14 protein-coding genes and 2 tRNA genes are annotated in these 15554 nt (G+C 36.6%); 13 read left to right on the plus strand and 3 right to left on the minus strand.

Annotated features, from left to right (window positions below):
- Position 1: 1 nt before the first annotated feature.
- The 8 genes from yabP (at position 2) to Q5O86_RS08365 (ending at position 8849) form a co-directional block, all read left to right on the plus strand.
- Positions 2-286, plus strand: a complete 285-nt coding sequence (gene yabP, locus Q5O86_RS08330) for a sporulation protein YabP (RefSeq protein ID WP_302626683.1) — start codon at positions 2-4, stop codon at positions 284-286.
- Entirely contained in the window at positions 286-768 is a 483-nt protein-coding gene (yabQ, locus tag Q5O86_RS08335) for a spore cortex biosynthesis protein YabQ (RefSeq protein WP_302626684.1), read from the plus strand. Before yabP ends, yabQ begins: the two co-directional genes overlap by 1 nt.
- 4 nt (positions 769-772) lie before the next feature.
- Positions 773-1033, plus strand: a complete 261-nt coding sequence (locus tag Q5O86_RS08340) for a septum formation initiator family protein (protein WP_302626685.1) — start codon at positions 773-775, stop codon at positions 1031-1033.
- A 205-nt stretch (positions 1034-1238) separates the two neighbouring features.
- Positions 1239-2948 (plus strand): SpoIIE family protein phosphatase, encoded by a 1710-nt coding sequence (locus Q5O86_RS08345; protein WP_302626686.1) that lies wholly within the window; start codon positions 1239-1241, stop codon positions 2946-2948.
- Positions 2949-3029: 81 nt separating this feature from the next.
- Entirely contained in the window at positions 3030-4421 is a 1392-nt protein-coding gene (gene tilS, locus Q5O86_RS08350; protein WP_302626687.1) for a tRNA lysidine(34) synthetase TilS, read from the plus strand.
- Between the two features lie 4 nt (positions 4422-4425).
- A complete protein-coding gene (gene hpt / locus Q5O86_RS08355) occupies positions 4426-4947 on the plus strand; it encodes a hypoxanthine phosphoribosyltransferase (protein WP_302626688.1) in 522 nt (173 codons plus the stop codon).
- 72 nt (positions 4948-5019) lie between these two features.
- The gene (gene ftsH / locus Q5O86_RS08360; RefSeq protein WP_368074763.1) at positions 5020-6798 is read left to right on the plus strand and encodes an ATP-dependent zinc metalloprotease FtsH; all 1779 of its coding nucleotides are present in this window, start codon (positions 5020-5022) and stop codon (positions 6796-6798) included.
- A gap of 20 nt (positions 6799-6818) precedes the next feature.
- A complete protein-coding gene (locus Q5O86_RS08365) occupies positions 6819-8849 on the plus strand; it encodes a glycoside hydrolase family 13 protein (protein ID WP_302626690.1) in 2031 nt (676 codons plus the stop codon).
- A 79-nt stretch (positions 8850-8928) separates the two neighbouring features.
- On the opposite strand, the gene Q5O86_RS08370 is transcribed toward Q5O86_RS08365, so the two are convergent.
- From Q5O86_RS08370 to srtB, 3 genes are all read right to left on the minus strand, one after another.
- Positions 8929-9207 (minus strand): hypothetical protein, encoded by a 279-nt coding sequence (locus tag Q5O86_RS08370; RefSeq protein WP_302626691.1) that lies wholly within the window; start codon positions 9205-9207, stop codon positions 8929-8931.
- Between the two features lie 93 nt (positions 9208-9300).
- Entirely contained in the window at positions 9301-10683 is a 1383-nt protein-coding gene (locus tag Q5O86_RS08375; RefSeq protein WP_302626692.1) for an LCP family protein, read from the minus strand.
- Positions 10664-11428 (minus strand): class B sortase, encoded by a 765-nt coding sequence (srtB, locus tag Q5O86_RS08380; protein WP_302626693.1) that lies wholly within the window; start codon positions 11426-11428, stop codon positions 10664-10666. Before srtB ends, Q5O86_RS08375 begins: the two co-directional genes overlap by 20 nt.
- A gap of 143 nt (positions 11429-11571) precedes the next feature.
- Here srtB and Q5O86_RS08385 point away from each other — a divergent pair.
- From Q5O86_RS08385 to Q5O86_RS08405, 5 genes are all read left to right on the plus strand, one after another.
- A tRNA-Tyr gene (locus Q5O86_RS08385) sits at positions 11572-11653 on the plus strand.
- 34 nt (positions 11654-11687) lie between these two features.
- Positions 11688-11771 (plus strand) — tRNA-Leu (locus Q5O86_RS08390).
- Between the two features lie 243 nt (positions 11772-12014).
- Positions 12015-12479: a ribose 5-phosphate isomerase B gene (gene rpiB / locus Q5O86_RS08395; RefSeq protein ID WP_302626694.1), complete on the plus strand. Its 465-nt coding sequence runs from the start codon at positions 12015-12017 to the stop codon at positions 12477-12479.
- 64 nt (positions 12480-12543) lie between these two features.
- Positions 12544-13689, plus strand: coding sequence for a hypothetical protein (locus Q5O86_RS08400; protein WP_302626695.1), 1146 nt, complete (start codon positions 12544-12546; stop codon positions 13687-13689).
- A gap of 115 nt (positions 13690-13804) precedes the next feature.
- The gene (locus Q5O86_RS08405; protein WP_302626696.1) at positions 13805-15385 is read left to right on the plus strand and encodes a sodium:solute symporter; all 1581 of its coding nucleotides are present in this window, start codon (positions 13805-13807) and stop codon (positions 15383-15385) included.
- Positions 15386-15554: the final 169 nt, after the last annotated feature.

Here is a 15554-nt window from a genome sequence, read left to right on the forward strand (position 1 = left end):
TATGGAACAGAATACAATTTCAAAATCTCATAAACTGTCACTTGATAACAGAAAACGTTTAGGAATGACCGGTATCAAGGATGTTGTTTCTTTTGATTTGACACAGATTTTATTAGAATCGACATTGGGGATGATTCATATAAAAGGAAGTGATATTAAAGTAACACGTTTAAGTCTCGAAAAAGGTGAAGTTGACATTGATGGAAATGTTGACAGTATTACATATTCTGAAGTTAAGGCATATGGCGAAAAAGGAAAATCTATGATAAAAAGGATGTTCAGGTAATGAGTCAGCAGATTGGCGAGGAGGCAATGCTTATTTTAATGAGCATTTACGGTGGACTTGTTCTCATTGTATGCTATGACATAATCAGAATATTTCGTCGGATATTCCCAGCGAAAATGTTTCGGGTAATTGTGGAAGATATCATATATTGGACATGTGCTTCTATTTTTATGTTTAACATATTTCTAAAGTATAACTATGGACGACCAAGATTTTTTTCTATAGTAATGACAATAGGAACAATGATTCTATTTGAAAGGCTTGTAGGAAGACATTTTTTAGATAAAATTTCAAAAATATTGTATAAGGTATTTCAAATTTTAGCCAAACCATTGAAAAAGGTGGGCAAAGTAGTTAAACTTATAATTAATAAAGGGATGAATAAAATAAAAAAAATAGGGGAAAGAAAGAATGCCGGAAGAAAACAAAAGCAGGGCAACCGGAAGGTTAAACACCATAAGGCAAAAAAGAATCAGAAGTAAAAGAATGATATTGTCTATTTCTTTTGTTGTGATTGCGTTTTGTATTGTGATGGGCGCCCAGATGATAAAAGAATATAATACTCTCAATGAATTAAAGGAACAGGAGAGAAAGTTAGAAAAGAAATATCAGAAAGAGCTTCAGTTGTCTGAAGAACTGAAAGAGCAGGAACAGTATGTAAAGACGGATGATTATATAGAAGAAATGGCAAGAAAATTAGGACTCTTATATCCCAACGAGGTGATTATTAAACCGGAAGAAGAATAGAAAAAAATATTGAATTGTTTTGAGCGTATATGATGTGTGATAGTTATTTTATTACATATTGTATACGCTTTTGTTTTAATTTCTTCTTGTAAAGTTCCATAAACTTAATGTCGAAAACTCTAATGATTTTCAACCTTTTTTTTGACAAATTTATTATTTCAGACTCGTTATACTACCATCTGTAAAAAATGGTGAGGAGGGAGAAATGAGCCAGAAAATACTAAAATTAATTTTGTTACTAATGATAGGCGTGGTAATGTGTGTCATTCCAATGCTTGGTTTTTATCCAATGGCAGAAAGTTACTATGCAGCACTTTGTTCTATACAATATATATCTTTTGCTGCATGGCCATTGATGATATTTACCATATTTAATTATGGTGGTGTGTTGGCTGCCATGAAATATGGAACTATGATGGCAACAACAGGATTATGTGTGAGCCAATATAGGAAGGGAGCTTCTAAATTTAATCCCTATGTTGCGGCAATCATAGTTTCTGTTGTGACAATTGCTTTGGAAGGGATTGACTGGGTGATGAATGGAATGGTAACAAGAGAGTTGTATGGATTGATACCTATAGTAATGCTGACCTGGTCCACAACAATTATTTTTACATACTTTGTGAAAAAAATAATGTTCTATTTTCCAAGGGACAAAAATGCTTCAGGTGATTATAAGAGACAGGAAATAGCGAAGAATGAGGGAATGATTCGGACATCGGAGGCGTTTAAGAACCTTGCAACAGAAATTAAAAAGATGTCAGCAATGGAGTCCAGCCAGGAATTGACGATGGAAGGTACGATAGAGAGAGAAATCGAAGGTAATATTTGCAGAGGTTGTGAAAATGGACAGATTCAGTATTTAGAAAGAGCCAGGTTAAATTATCTTTGGTATAACAAAATGTTGGAGACAAGGGAGGCAATGGCTATACAGTTAAATGAAATGGCAAATCTTTTGGAATATTATACAAAGCCTATGTATGATGACAAAAAAGTTTTGTTTGGTATGGATGATTATTTGAGGCATAAACTCAGGGAGCGAAAAATAATAACAAGGAAAATTTCTATTAGTGAGAACGGAAAGGGAAGGCTGGAAGTCAGAGTGACGGCAAAAAAGAAAAAACGTTCAGACATAAAAATAGAAATGATGGAGAGCGTTGTCACTGAGGCAGTAGGAAGAAAGATGAGAGCCTCAAAAGAAAATCTAATGGATGTTACATGCGAATATAATCAGTTTTGCTTTTTTGAGGAAGTAAATTTCCTCACGATTAGTGGGACTGCAAGAAGAACAAGGGAGGACGAAGACTGTTCCGGTGATAATTTTACTGTAATGGAAATGAATACCGGACAGACCTTTATGAGTATATGTGATGGTATGGGTTCGGGAAAAAAAGCCAGACAATATAGTGAGATGGTAATTGATATGTTAGAGCGTCTGCTGGAGAGCGGCTTTTCTGAGAGCACCTCTCTGAAATTAATTAATTCAATTCTGCTTACAGGAAATCAGTGGCAGGAGCCGGCGGCAGTAGATATGGCGTTGATAGACCAGTATTCCGGTATTTGCCAGTTTTTAAAACTGGGTGCGGCATGCACATATATTAAAAGGGGAAACTGGGTAGAATGCATAAAATCTACATCCCTGCCGATGGGCGTGTTTGAGGAGGTAGATGTTGAGACAATTACAAAAAAATTATATGATGGTGATTTTGTGGTAATGATTTCTGACGGAATTGTAGATGCCTTGCAGTGTGAAGATAAAGAGGAGGCTATGGGCAGATTGATTATGGAAATAAACACATCGAGTCCGAGAGAGATGGCATTACATATTTTAAGCAAGGCTTTGGCAATGACAGATGGCGTGCCGAAGGATGACATGACGGTGCTTTGCACGGGAATATGGGAAAAAATACAGTGAAAAGTGAGGTGAAACAGGTATTGTAATGAAAACGAGGTATATTGGTTTGACAGAAAAACTACCATAAAGTATATTAGAGTCATGGATAAAAAGATATTGAAATTTATAAAAGAAAACAAAATATTGCAATATGGTGACAGCGTCATACTGGGAGTTTCCGGAGGCGCTGATTCCATTTGCATGTTGCATATCTTATGTAAACTAAAAAAAACGTTAAACCTGACACTGCGCGTGGTGCATGTCAATCACGGAATCAGGGGGGAAGAGGCACAAGATGATGAAATGTTCGTGAAGAAGACTTGTGATGATTTGGGAATAGAATTTTTGGCATTTCATATTAATGTACCTGACATAGTGGAAAAAACCGGAATGACAGAAGAAGAAGCAGGAAGAAAAGAGCGGTATCAGATTTTTCAATCTGTTTTAGAAACGTATCACGCAGATAAAATTGCAGTAGCACATAATTTAAATGATAACAGTGAAACAATCTTATTTAATTTATTCCGAGGGACAGGAATTAAGGGACTATCGGGGATTCCGGTAAAAAGGGGAGATATTGTACGTCCACTTTTGTGTTGTACGAGGGATGAAATAGAAAAATATCTTGCAAGCAATTGTGTGAAGTATTGCAACGATATGACAAATAAATCTACAGAATATACGAGAAATAGAATACGGTTAGATGTTTTACCGTACATTAAGGAAAATATTAACAAAAAAGCTGAATATAATATTGTGAGTGCGGCTGAAAAATTAAGTGAAATTAGTGATTATTTACAGGGACAGGTAAATATAGAATATGATAGATATGTCAGAGGAAATAAACTGCAGATTGCGGCAGGCAGACTTCATCCTGCCATACGAAATCAAATGGTCAGACGTATGATAGAGAGAGAGGCAGGATGTTTAAAAGATATTACAAATATTCATATAAAACAGGTTGTGGATTTATTTGAAATGTCTGTATCAAAGAAGGTAAATCTTCCTTATAATCTCTGCGCAAGAAGAGATTATGATGGAATTATAATAGAAAAAGAAGATAGAGAGGAGAATATAAATAAAAGTAAAGTAGTTGAAGAGATATTAATTGAAAATGGTAAATTATATTCAAATGAGTATATAAATATTTCTTTGGAGAAATGCGGGTTTGGCAGGAAAAATATAGAAGAATTAGTATATACGAAATGGTTGGATTATGATAAAATAGATAAGTTAATTCTTAGAACCCGCAGGGAAGGAGATTATATTGTCATTGACGATAATGGCAAAAAGAAGAAGTTAAAGGAATATTTTATCAATGAAAAAATTCCAAGAGAGTATCGGGATAATATCCTTCTTTTAGCAGATGGAAGTCATATTGTCTGGATACCGGGATATAGAATCAGCGCTTATTATAAAGTTACAGAAAATACAGAGCATATAATAAGACTGGAACAAAAGAAGCCAAGGGCAAGTTATACGGATAAGGAGTAAAGATATGAGGCACAAGATAGCAGAGTATATCAGTGAAGAACAGCTGGATAAGAGAATAAGAGAGCTGGCAGTGCAGATTAGTGAGGATTATGCAAAAAAAGAAGTGAGATTAATCTGCATTTTAAAGGGAAGTGTTTTTTATACCTGTGAGCTGGCAAAGAGAATAACCGTGCCAATTACGCTTGATTTCATGAGTGTATCAAGTTACGGTTCGGGAACTTCAAGCTCAGGAGAAATTAAAATTAATAAGGATTTAGATGAGAGTATTGAGGGACTGGATGTTATCGTCGTGGAGGATATTATTGATTCGGGAAATACACTCAGCAGATTGATTCCAATGCTAAAAGAGAGAAAACCTGCAAGCCTGAGAGTTACAACATTATTAGATAAACCTGATAGAAGAGAGTCAGAAGTAGATGTTGATTATGTAGGGTTTGAAATTGAAGATAAATTCGTGGTTGGATATGGTCTTGATTATGACCAGAGTTACAGGGATTTACCATATATTGGAATCGTAGAATTATAATATTACACATTTTAAGGAGGCAGTTTTTTGAATACATTAAAAAAAGGTAAATTTTCCAAAATATACATTATTGTGCTGTTATTAATGCTTGGTCTTTTGATGTATAGTTTTAGTGGAAGTTTTATTTCAAGTGATTATAAATATAAAGATTTTTTAAATGATTTAACCGATAAAAAGGTTAGTGAAATAACAATAAAACAAAATAAAGAAATTCCAACAGGGCGAATTATTATAAAATTAAATAATAAAGAAACCAAATCTATTTATGTCCCTGATGTAAATAAAGTAATAGAGGATGTAGATGAAATCAATGGAAATGTCGGAACAAATATACAGCCTGACATGAATGATGTCAGCAGGGACAGTTTCTTTCTCACTACCATTGTACCGATGCTACTGCTTGGGGTTGTGGTCCTTGTAGTAATTATGATGATGAATGCCAATGCCAACGGGGGCGGCGGAAAAATGGCAAACTTTGGAAAGAGCCGTGCGAAAATGGTGGTAGAAATCAAAAACATGGATTTTTCTAAGGTAGCAGGTTTAGAGGAAGAAAAAGAGGAGCTTGAAGAAATTGTTGATTTTCTGAAAGAGCCTAAAAAATATATACAGCTTGGTGCTAGAATACCAAAGGGTGTGCTTTTAGAAGGACCTCCGGGAACAGGTAAGACCCTTCTCGCAAAGGCGACAGCAGGGGAAGCAGGAGTCCCATTCTTTACAATATCAGGTTCTGACTTTGTAGAGATGTTTGTAGGTGTAGGCGCTTCGAGAGTCAGAGATTTATTTGCGGAGGCAAAGAAAAATTCACCTTGTATTATATTTATTGACGAGATAGATGCTGTGGCAAGAAGACGAGGAACCGGCATGGGCGGCGGACACGACGAGCGTGAACAGACGTTGAATCAGATGCTTGTGGAGATGGATGGTTTTGGAATTAATGAAGGCATTATTGTTATGGCTGCCACAAACCGTGTAGATATTTTAGACCCTGCTATTTTAAGACCGGGTCGTTTTGACAGAAAGGTTATGGTTGGAAGACCTGATGTTAAGGGCAGAAAAGAAATACTTGAAGTCCACGCAAAGAATAAGCCTATCGGGGATGATGTTGATTTGCAGCAGATTGCTCAGATTACAGCAGGATTTACAGGTGCAGATTTAGAGAATTTATTAAACGAAGCATCTATTCTTGCGGCAAGACAGGGAAAAGCTTATCTCACACAGGATGAGATTAATAAGGCAATGATAAAAGTCGGCATCGGAAAAGAAAAAAAGAGTAAGATTATATCTGAAAAAGAGAAGCGCATTACAGCTTATCACGAGGCAGGTCATGCGATACTTTTCCATGTGTTACCGGACGTCGGACCGGTGCATACTATTTCAGTGATTCCAACAGGAGCCGGTGCAGCGGGATATACTATGCCGCTTCCTGCAAAGGATGAAATGTTCCTTACAAAAGGAAAGATGCTTCAGGAAATTATGGTTAGCCTGGGGGGGCGTATTGCGGAAGAACTTATTTTGGACGATATTACCACAGGGGCGTCTCAGGATATTAAACAGGCAACAGCTGCTGCAAAGGCTATGGTTACAAAATACGGTTTCTCTGATAAGTTAGGTTTAATCAATTATGATGATGACTCAGATGACGTGTTTATCGGAAGAGATTTGGCACATTCTAAGGGATATGGAGAAAATACTGCATCTGCTATTGATGAAGAAGTGAGAAATATCGTGAAGGATTGTTATGATAAGGCAAAAGTGATTATTGAAGAACATATGAAACAGTTACATGCCTCAGCACAGCTTTTGATGGAAAAAGAAAAAATAGGACAGAAAGAATTTGAAGCATTGTTTTAGATGAGAAGAAGGATTGGAAAATGAACAGACTAAAAGAAGCTTTGTTTCACGATGGAACAAGTCAGTTTTGTAAATATGACGAGGAAAACGGCACATATACATTTGTCTTGAGAACAGCGTCGGGGGAAGTAAATGAGGCTTTTTTGTGCATTGATAATACAGAAATTGAAATGCATTGTGGGAGACATGAAGGAAGCTTTGATTACTTTAGTGTGAGTATTGCGTTGTTAGAAAAGGTTGTAAAATACCATTTTAAGGTTATCAATGCCCATAACTGCATATTTTATGATATGTCAGGCGCCTGCGATTATTGCTCTGATGAATGGGAGTTTGAGCTGACGGCGGGATTTCAGACACCGGATTGGGCAAAGGGCGCGGTCATGTATCAGATTATGGTAGACCGATTCTGTAATGGTGATAAATCCAATGATGTGGTAAATGACGAATATGTATATATTGGAAGAGGCGTCACTGCAATGAGTGACTGGAATGAGCCGCCGGCAGCAGATGGAACAAGGCAGTTTTATGGTGGAGACCTTCAGGGGGTTATTGATAAACTGGAGTATCTAAGTAAATTAGGCGTGGAGGTTATCTATTTAAATCCAATATTTGTCTCTCCATCTAATCATAAGTATGATATACAGGATTATGATTATGTTGACCCTCATTTTGGTAAAATAATCAATGATAAGGGAAGGACAGTTGCACATTATGAATCCAATAATTTTAATGCAGAAAAGTATAAAAGCAGGACAACGGATTTAGAAAACTTAGAGGCGAGTAATCAATTGTTTATTCATTTTGTTGAGGAGGCTCATAAAAGAGGAATCAGAGTCATTATAGATGGAGTGTTTAATCATTGTGGTTCCTTTAATAAATGGATGGACAGGGAGAGGTTCTACCGTGGCAATAGTGATTATGAGCCGGGAGCTTATGAGTGCAAAGATAGTCCATATAATTCATACTTTAAGTTTGGAAATGAAAATTGGCCGGATAACGGTAGTTATGAAGGATGGTGGGGCTTTGACACGCTTCCAAAGTTAAATTACGAAGAGAGTGAAAAACTCTGTAATTATATACTTGATATTGGAAAGAAATGGGTATCGCCACCGTATAATGTGGATGGATGGAGACTTGATGTTGCTGCCGATTTGGGGCATAGTGAGGAGTTTAACCATGAGTTTTGGAGAAGATTCAGAAAGGTTGTAAAGGAAGCGAATCCCGAAGCAATCATTCTTGCAGAACATTATGGGGATGCACATGCATGGCTGCTGGGAGACCAGTGGGATACGATAATGAATTATGATGCGTTTATGGACCCTGTCACATGGTTTTTGACAGGTGTGGATAAACATTCTGATAATGCAAATCCGGGTATGATTGGTAATGCCGAAGTATTTAACAATACGATGAAATATCAGATGTCAAGATTTCAGAATCAGTCCCTGCTTGTTGCAATGAATGAGCTATCTAACCATGACCATTCCAGATTTATGACGAGAACAAATAAAATGGTTGGCAGAGTCGGAACTGTGGGTACAAAGGCGGCAAGCGAAAATATAAATGAGGCAATATTTAAACAGGGCGTAGTCATGCAGATGACACTGCCGGGTGCTCCTACATTATATTATGGAGATGAGGCAGGTGTCTGTGGATGGACGGACCCTGATAATAGAAGAACTTATCCTTGGGGAAATGAAAATTTTGAGTTGATGGAGTTTTATAGAGAAGCAATTAGTATTCATAAACAAAACAGGGTTTTAAAAACGGGTTCGTATACTCCGCTTACCTGTGCGGATAATTTACTGTGTTATGGAAGATTTGATGATAAAGATGCTGTTGCTATTGTTATAAATACATCCGGTAAGGATATGGAAATAGATATTCCTGTCATTATACTTGGAAAAGAGGATGAAACAGAGTGGGAAAGGCTGATAGAGACTTCGAGAGAGTTTTATAATTGCGGACGCATACCTTTTACACAAAATAATGGGAATCTTCATGTAAAAGTAAAAGCGATGAGTGCAGCAATTTATAAAAATAAAAACTGAAAACAATAAAAAAACACAAGTGAGATTGTTCTCATTTGTGTTTTTTTGTATGCGGCTTGTACCGCTTTTAGCGATTAGATTATTCAGCTTCTGAATATTTTTTCTTAGAAACTAATGCAACTCCGGCTGCTGAAATAACAGCGATAAAGCCAAAAGCAAGATTAGCGCCAGTTTTTGGTGATGTTGATGATGGATTCTTTGGTGAAGGTGTTGTAGCTCCACCTGTACCGTCATATGAAGTTGTTTCTTCACTAGTTGGTAAAACTGATTCGATTGGGCTTGGTGCCGCAAAACAGTTAACAGTATAAGCAAATGTCAATATCACCGTAGCTAATAAAGCAAGCATTTTTCTTTTCATATTATTAAACCTCCAATAGAAATTTTTTCTATACCTTATATCATTATACACTATAACAATGAAAAATCAAATATTTTTTATAATATTCGTATCCTATTTTACCCGGATATAATAGATATCAAGTATTTTTTCAAAGAAATCTTTTTTGTTTAATTGGAACTGGGCAGAGACATCATCTTTTACCATTTTGTATTTACCCTCAGTTGTGACCATGTTCAGTCCCGAATAATTAACAGCTAACGTGGAAGCTAAATAAGTCATTATGTTAGCATTTAAGTTTGTAACCGTGTATTTTGATGAATCCTGGTACAATTTTAAAGGTAATCCAAAATCATTTTTGATAGCGGGAATTATCTGATTTACGAATGAGTTAATATATAGTCTTTGGCATGACATACGTCTTAAGTTGTCATCCACAAGACTGGTATCTCTGTGACGAACAAATTCCTCTGCCAAGTCACCTTTTATTGTAATCGGCTGGCCTTTTGTAAAGCTTTTAAAAGTATATTCCGGTGTTAGTGTTACGCCGCCGATATCATCATTTAAAATCTTGATTGCCGATAAATCAATGGCATAGTAGGCGTTAATCGGAATATTATAAATGAGTCGTTCCACTGCAGTTACCTGGTTTTCAGCACTTAATTTCTTTCCGTCACCAAATGCATAGGCAAGACATAACTGTGTTGTCTCGGTGTCGTAATATTGTCCGGCTGCATCATATCTGCTGATATCAGCCATTGTATCTCTGTTTAGCGCTAATACTTTTATTTTTCCATTTGAAGTATCGTAAGTAAACAGGTAAAGTGCATCTGCCTGTCCGGCAGTTGCGGCAACGGCATTTTCTACAAGTTCGCGGTTGTCTACACCCATAAACAAGACGCTGGCAATATTATCGTTAAACTGATATGTATGTCCATTATAATATACAGTTTTACCATTATCTTCATAATCAATATCTTCGGGAAGTGTCATATGCATATTTGTATAATCAAGCATTGCTTCGCGTCCCATATATCTCATAATAAAAAAAGTAACCGTAATTCCAATGATTACACAGAACAGAAATAACAAGATTCCAATAATGATTTTCTTCTTTTTACTCCATTTTTTCTTTTTATCTGTTTTTGTTTTGCCATGATTACCGGCAGAGTCATGTCTCTGGCCGGAAGAATGATGACTACTGTGGCTATTTCTCCCGGAACTATGATGATGTCCGGAGGAGCTGTGATGATGCCTGTGTCTATAATTTCTTTCGATAGTATCCCAGTCAACGTCAAATCCGTTTCCATCGTCATTATCAGTGATAACATCAGCACTGCTATGGTGTGAGTGATGATGTGTGGAAGAGCCGGAGTGTTCGGTAGAATGACTCGACTGTTTTTGGCTTTCGTTGTCAGATACAGCAGATGAATTGTTGTCCGGTTCATCAGGGACTAATTCGATATTACTGTATAAATCATTCGTTTGTTTGCTCATCTTTGATTAAAACCCCCTGTACTAAGTATCTGGTATTTTCAGCACCATTGGTGCATGTGCTTAATGTTATTATTTTACTATTCAAATCTAAATTCACTTTCCTGGTGTTTTTTGCAAGTGATTCAGGGTTGGTAGTGTATTCGAAGTATTTTTTAAGTATTTTTTTATCACTAAAATCAAAAGAATTTAGGATATGCCTGTCATCATATACATATGCGGAGTATATTTTATAGGTGAGCCGGTGTCCCGGCAGATAAATGTAAATATACTTATTTTTTTTGAAGAATTTTGAATCTTCAAATTTATGTAATGAATGAAACATAGAACCATTATTCATATTATGGCCATATAAAACAGTGACCGGGTCAGAATAGTCTTTTGTATTGTGACGTTCCGTATATATGGCGCCGGCAAATTCCCATTGTTTTTTGATATTATGGTCAAGATAAAAGTCGTCCGGCTGATTTTTAGATGATTGGACAACAGGATAATCTACATTTGTATTGGGAATGTAAATCCAGGAGTAGATATCCGGATTGTCTTCTTTCATTTTATTCCAGTTAATATTATGATTTTCCACAGTTGCAGCCTGTAGCTGTGATGTGGCAGGGGAAGTTGTATTAATATATTGTTTGGTATCACCACCATTGCTTAGAAAATATGAAATAAGCTTATATCCACATATAATGCAGATAATGACTGCAATGATAAATATAGTTCCCCATAAAATTTTTTTAATTTTCATTGTATTACCTCTCTATTTTTTTAAGAAATGTAAACTAATAAATAGTATATTATTTATAAACGCGTATGTCAAAGCTTAAAGTGAAAAAGTAAAATATGGTTTGCACTTTTATGATGAATGTGATATAAATATATATTGTAAATGGGCAGATTCCCGAGTGGCCAAAGGGGACAGACTGTAAATCTGCTGCAACTTGCTTCGGTGGTTCGAATCCACCTCTGCCCATTGTTTTAATATTATATTAAAAACAGTTATAAAAGCCGGCGTGGCGGAACTGGCAGACGCGCAGGACTTAAAATCCTGTTGTGGCAACACAGTACCGGTTCGATTCCGGTCGCCGGCATAGAAAAGGAGTTTTGGTTACAAAGCTCCTTTTTTTGTAGCAAAAGCCCGGCAAGCGATATTGTGCTTGCACAAAATATCATTTGCCGGGTGTAAGAACAACGGGAAGCTGTGTTTCAGGATGTTCGCTTGCGTAATTGAGTAAGAGTCAGCCTACTCGATTGAGGAATACTTTATTTGACATGTCACTTTTTCTTAGTTACAATGGAAACGCAAATATAATAGAATAAAAGAGGAAGATATCATGAAAATTGGATTTGGATGTGACCATGCAGCAATTGAGTTAAAAAATGAATTGATAGGATATATGACGGAAAAAGGATACGAGTGTATTGACTATGGAACAAATTTTGATGAAAATGGACAAATCATTAAGTGTGATTATCCGTTAAAAGGTCAGGAAGTGGGAGAGGCTGTAGTCTCTAAAGAAGTAGATTATGGTGTCCTTATTTGTGGAACGGGAATAGGAATCTCATTGTCAGCGAACAAAGTTCCGGGAGTGAGAGCAGCAGTTTGTAGTGAACCATATTCGGCGAGGCTGACGAAACAGCATAACGATGCGAATATCATTGCATTTGGAGCCAGAGTCGTGGGAAGTGAGCTGGCAAAAATGATTCTTGACGAATTTTTTGGCGCTGAATTTGAGGGTGGAAGACATGCCGGAAGAGTTGACCTGATTTCTGATATCGAAAAGAAATATAATAAATAGTAAGGATGGATAAAACAGTATTCAATTTTTGTAGTGCTTTCTACATTTTGAATCTGAAAACATTATGAAAAAGAGAATAGATAGAACAGGGGTTTATATTAAGGAAGTAAAAACAAGAAAAGATTTGCGTATATTTGCATCATTTAATGAGAAAATGTACAGAAATGTACCTCAGGCAAAACCGGATTTAATTTCTGATGAGATGGCAAATTTTATGCCAAAGAAAAATCCGGCATTTGAATATGCACAGTCAAAACAGTTTTTGGCATATAAGAATGGTAAATGCGTTGGCAGGATTGGCGCTATTATCAATCATAAAGCTAACAAAAAATGGAACAGGGACAGGATACGTTTTACAAGAGTTGACTTTATAGATGACTATGAGGTTTCTGAAGCATTGTTTCACGCGGTAGAAGAGTGGGGGAGAAAAGAAGGGCTCAGAGAGATACATGGTCCTATGGGATTTTGTGATTTAGACCAACAGGGCATGCTGATAGAAGGATACAACTATGACGGCATGTTTATTACAATTCAAAATGCGCCATATTATAAGGAACACATGGAAAGGCTTGGATATACGAAGTCTGTAGACTGGATTGAAAACAGGATTGATATTCCTCGAGAAGTTCCGGAAGTGTTTCTTAAGATGGAGGAGCGTGTCCTGAGAGATAATAATCTTCATTTTGTGAAAGTAAAAAATAGGAGAGAACTAAAAAAATATATTCCCAGAATATTTGATATTATAAATGATACAGAAAAGCATCTTTACGGTGAAGTGGATTTAAGTCAGGCACAGATTGATAAATATGTGAAACAATTTATATTATTAGTCAATGTGAAGTTTTTGACTATGGTAATGGATGAAAAGGAAGAAATGATTGGGATGGGGCTTGCGGTGCCGACTTTGGGGAATGCATCAAAGAAATCGAGAGGAAGGCTTTTTCCTTTTGGTTGGGCAAGGATGTTATATGCACCATTTTCAAAGCCCGATATGCTGGAATTGTTCTTTGCCTGTGTTAGAGACGAGTATAAAAACAAGGGAGTGCCGGTTGTTATTTTAGTAGAATGTATGAAATCAGCGATTGCAGATGGCATGAAATATGCAGAGACAGGACCGATGCTGGAGGATAATATAAAGGTACATTCCTTATGGAAAAGGTTTGATAAAATACAGCACAGACGAAGAAGATGCTGGATAAAAAAACTGTAGGTTGACAATCTACAGTTTTTTATTATATAATTACTTTAATACTTTAAAGCGTTACGGTTTAAAGCGAAACGCTTTCAGGTGGCGAAATATATTTTTAAAAGTGGAGGATTTTTCAATGACAGTAACTTTATGTTCAATTATGTTAATTGCCTTCTTCGCTGTAATGATTTTCGTAGGTTTTTACACAAGAAGACATGCAACAGATGTTAATGGATTTGTTCTCGGAGGGCGTTCTGTAGGACCTTGGCTTACAGCGTTTGCCTTTGGAACATCTTATTTTTCGGCGGTTATTTTTGTAGGATATGCCGGACAGTTTGGATGGAATTTTGGACTTGCTTCTACATGGGCGGGTCTTGGAAATGCTTTTATCGGTTCACTTCTTGCATGGAATGTACTCGGCAGAAGAACCAGAGTTATGACACAGCATGTGGATGCGAAAACAATGCCGGACTTTTTTGGAAAGAGATTTCAATCAACACCATTGAAAGTGGCGGCATCTGTTATTGTATTTGTATTTTTGATTCCATATACAGCTTCATTGTATAATGGACTTTCCAGTTTATTTGGTCTTGTGTTTGATATTCCATATTGGGTAGTTATCGCAGTAATGGCTGTTCTTACAGGAATATATGTTATTTTTGGCGGATATATGGCTACAGCTATTAATGATTTTATTCAGGGAATTATCATGTTGTTTGGTATCTGTGCAGTCATTGGGGCTGTCTTGGTAGATAATGGAGGACTTCTGAAGGCAACGGAGACACTTGCAGCACAGACAGGTGATGCAGGATGGCAGGGAGCATATGTTGCTTTTCTGGGACCGGACCCATTGGCATTATTGTTTGTAGTCATACTTACTTCTCTTGGCACATGGGGACTTCCACAGATGGTTGGAAAGTTTTATGCGATTAAGAGTGAAAAGGATATACATAAAGGAACGGTTATTTCTACAGTATTTGCCATTATCGTAGCAGGTGGATGCTATTTCCTTGGTGGATTTGGAAGATTATACAGCGATAAAGTTGCTATTAATGAGGTGACAGGAAAACCATTGTTTGACACAATTATTCCGACAATGCTCTCAACATTGCCGTCACTTGTTATTGCAGTAGTTATCGTGCTTGTTCTCTCAGCATCTATGTCAACTTTATCTTCTCTGGTACTTACATCAAGTTCAACATTTACACTTGACGTAATTAAGCCGGCATCTAAGAAAGAAATGACAGAAAAGAAGCAGGTAACAATTATGAGAGCATTTATCGTGTTCTTTATCTTAATATCCGCAGTAATCGCTATTTTCAAAGATGCACATCCGGAGGTTACGTTTATTGCACAGATGATGGGTGTCTCATGGGGAGCGCTTGCCGGAGCATTCCTTGCACCATTTCTTTATGGATTATACTGGAAGGGTGTTACAAAGGCGGCTACAGTTGTATGTTTCGTGTGGGGATGCGGAATTGCCATTGTACAGCTTGTTATTACACTGAGCGGATATGATATTTCAGGATGGGGAACTGTTCTTGGCTACATATTTAAGTCATCGATTAATTCCGGAGTGATTGCGATGGTAGGAGGATTGGTTATTGTTCCAATTGTCAGTCTGTTTACCAAAAAACAGAGCCAAAAAGAATTGGACAATTTATTTGACTGTTATAATGAAAAGACAGAGGCAATAGCGAAAGAACATTTAAAATAAAATATTGTAATTTTCGACTCTGAATTGTGATAATTTATTAAACAAATAAAAGAAAAGATGTCTGTTATCATACAAACAAAGAAAAAATGTATGATAACAGACATCTTTTTTTGTGATGTAAGGCATTGGCAAAATCTATTGACCGGAAAAATTTTCATGTTTATACTGT

Source organism: uncultured Eubacterium sp. (assembly GCF_937958975.1).
Classification (GTDB): domain Bacteria; phylum Bacillota; class Clostridia; order Lachnospirales; family Lachnospiraceae; genus Eubacterium_G.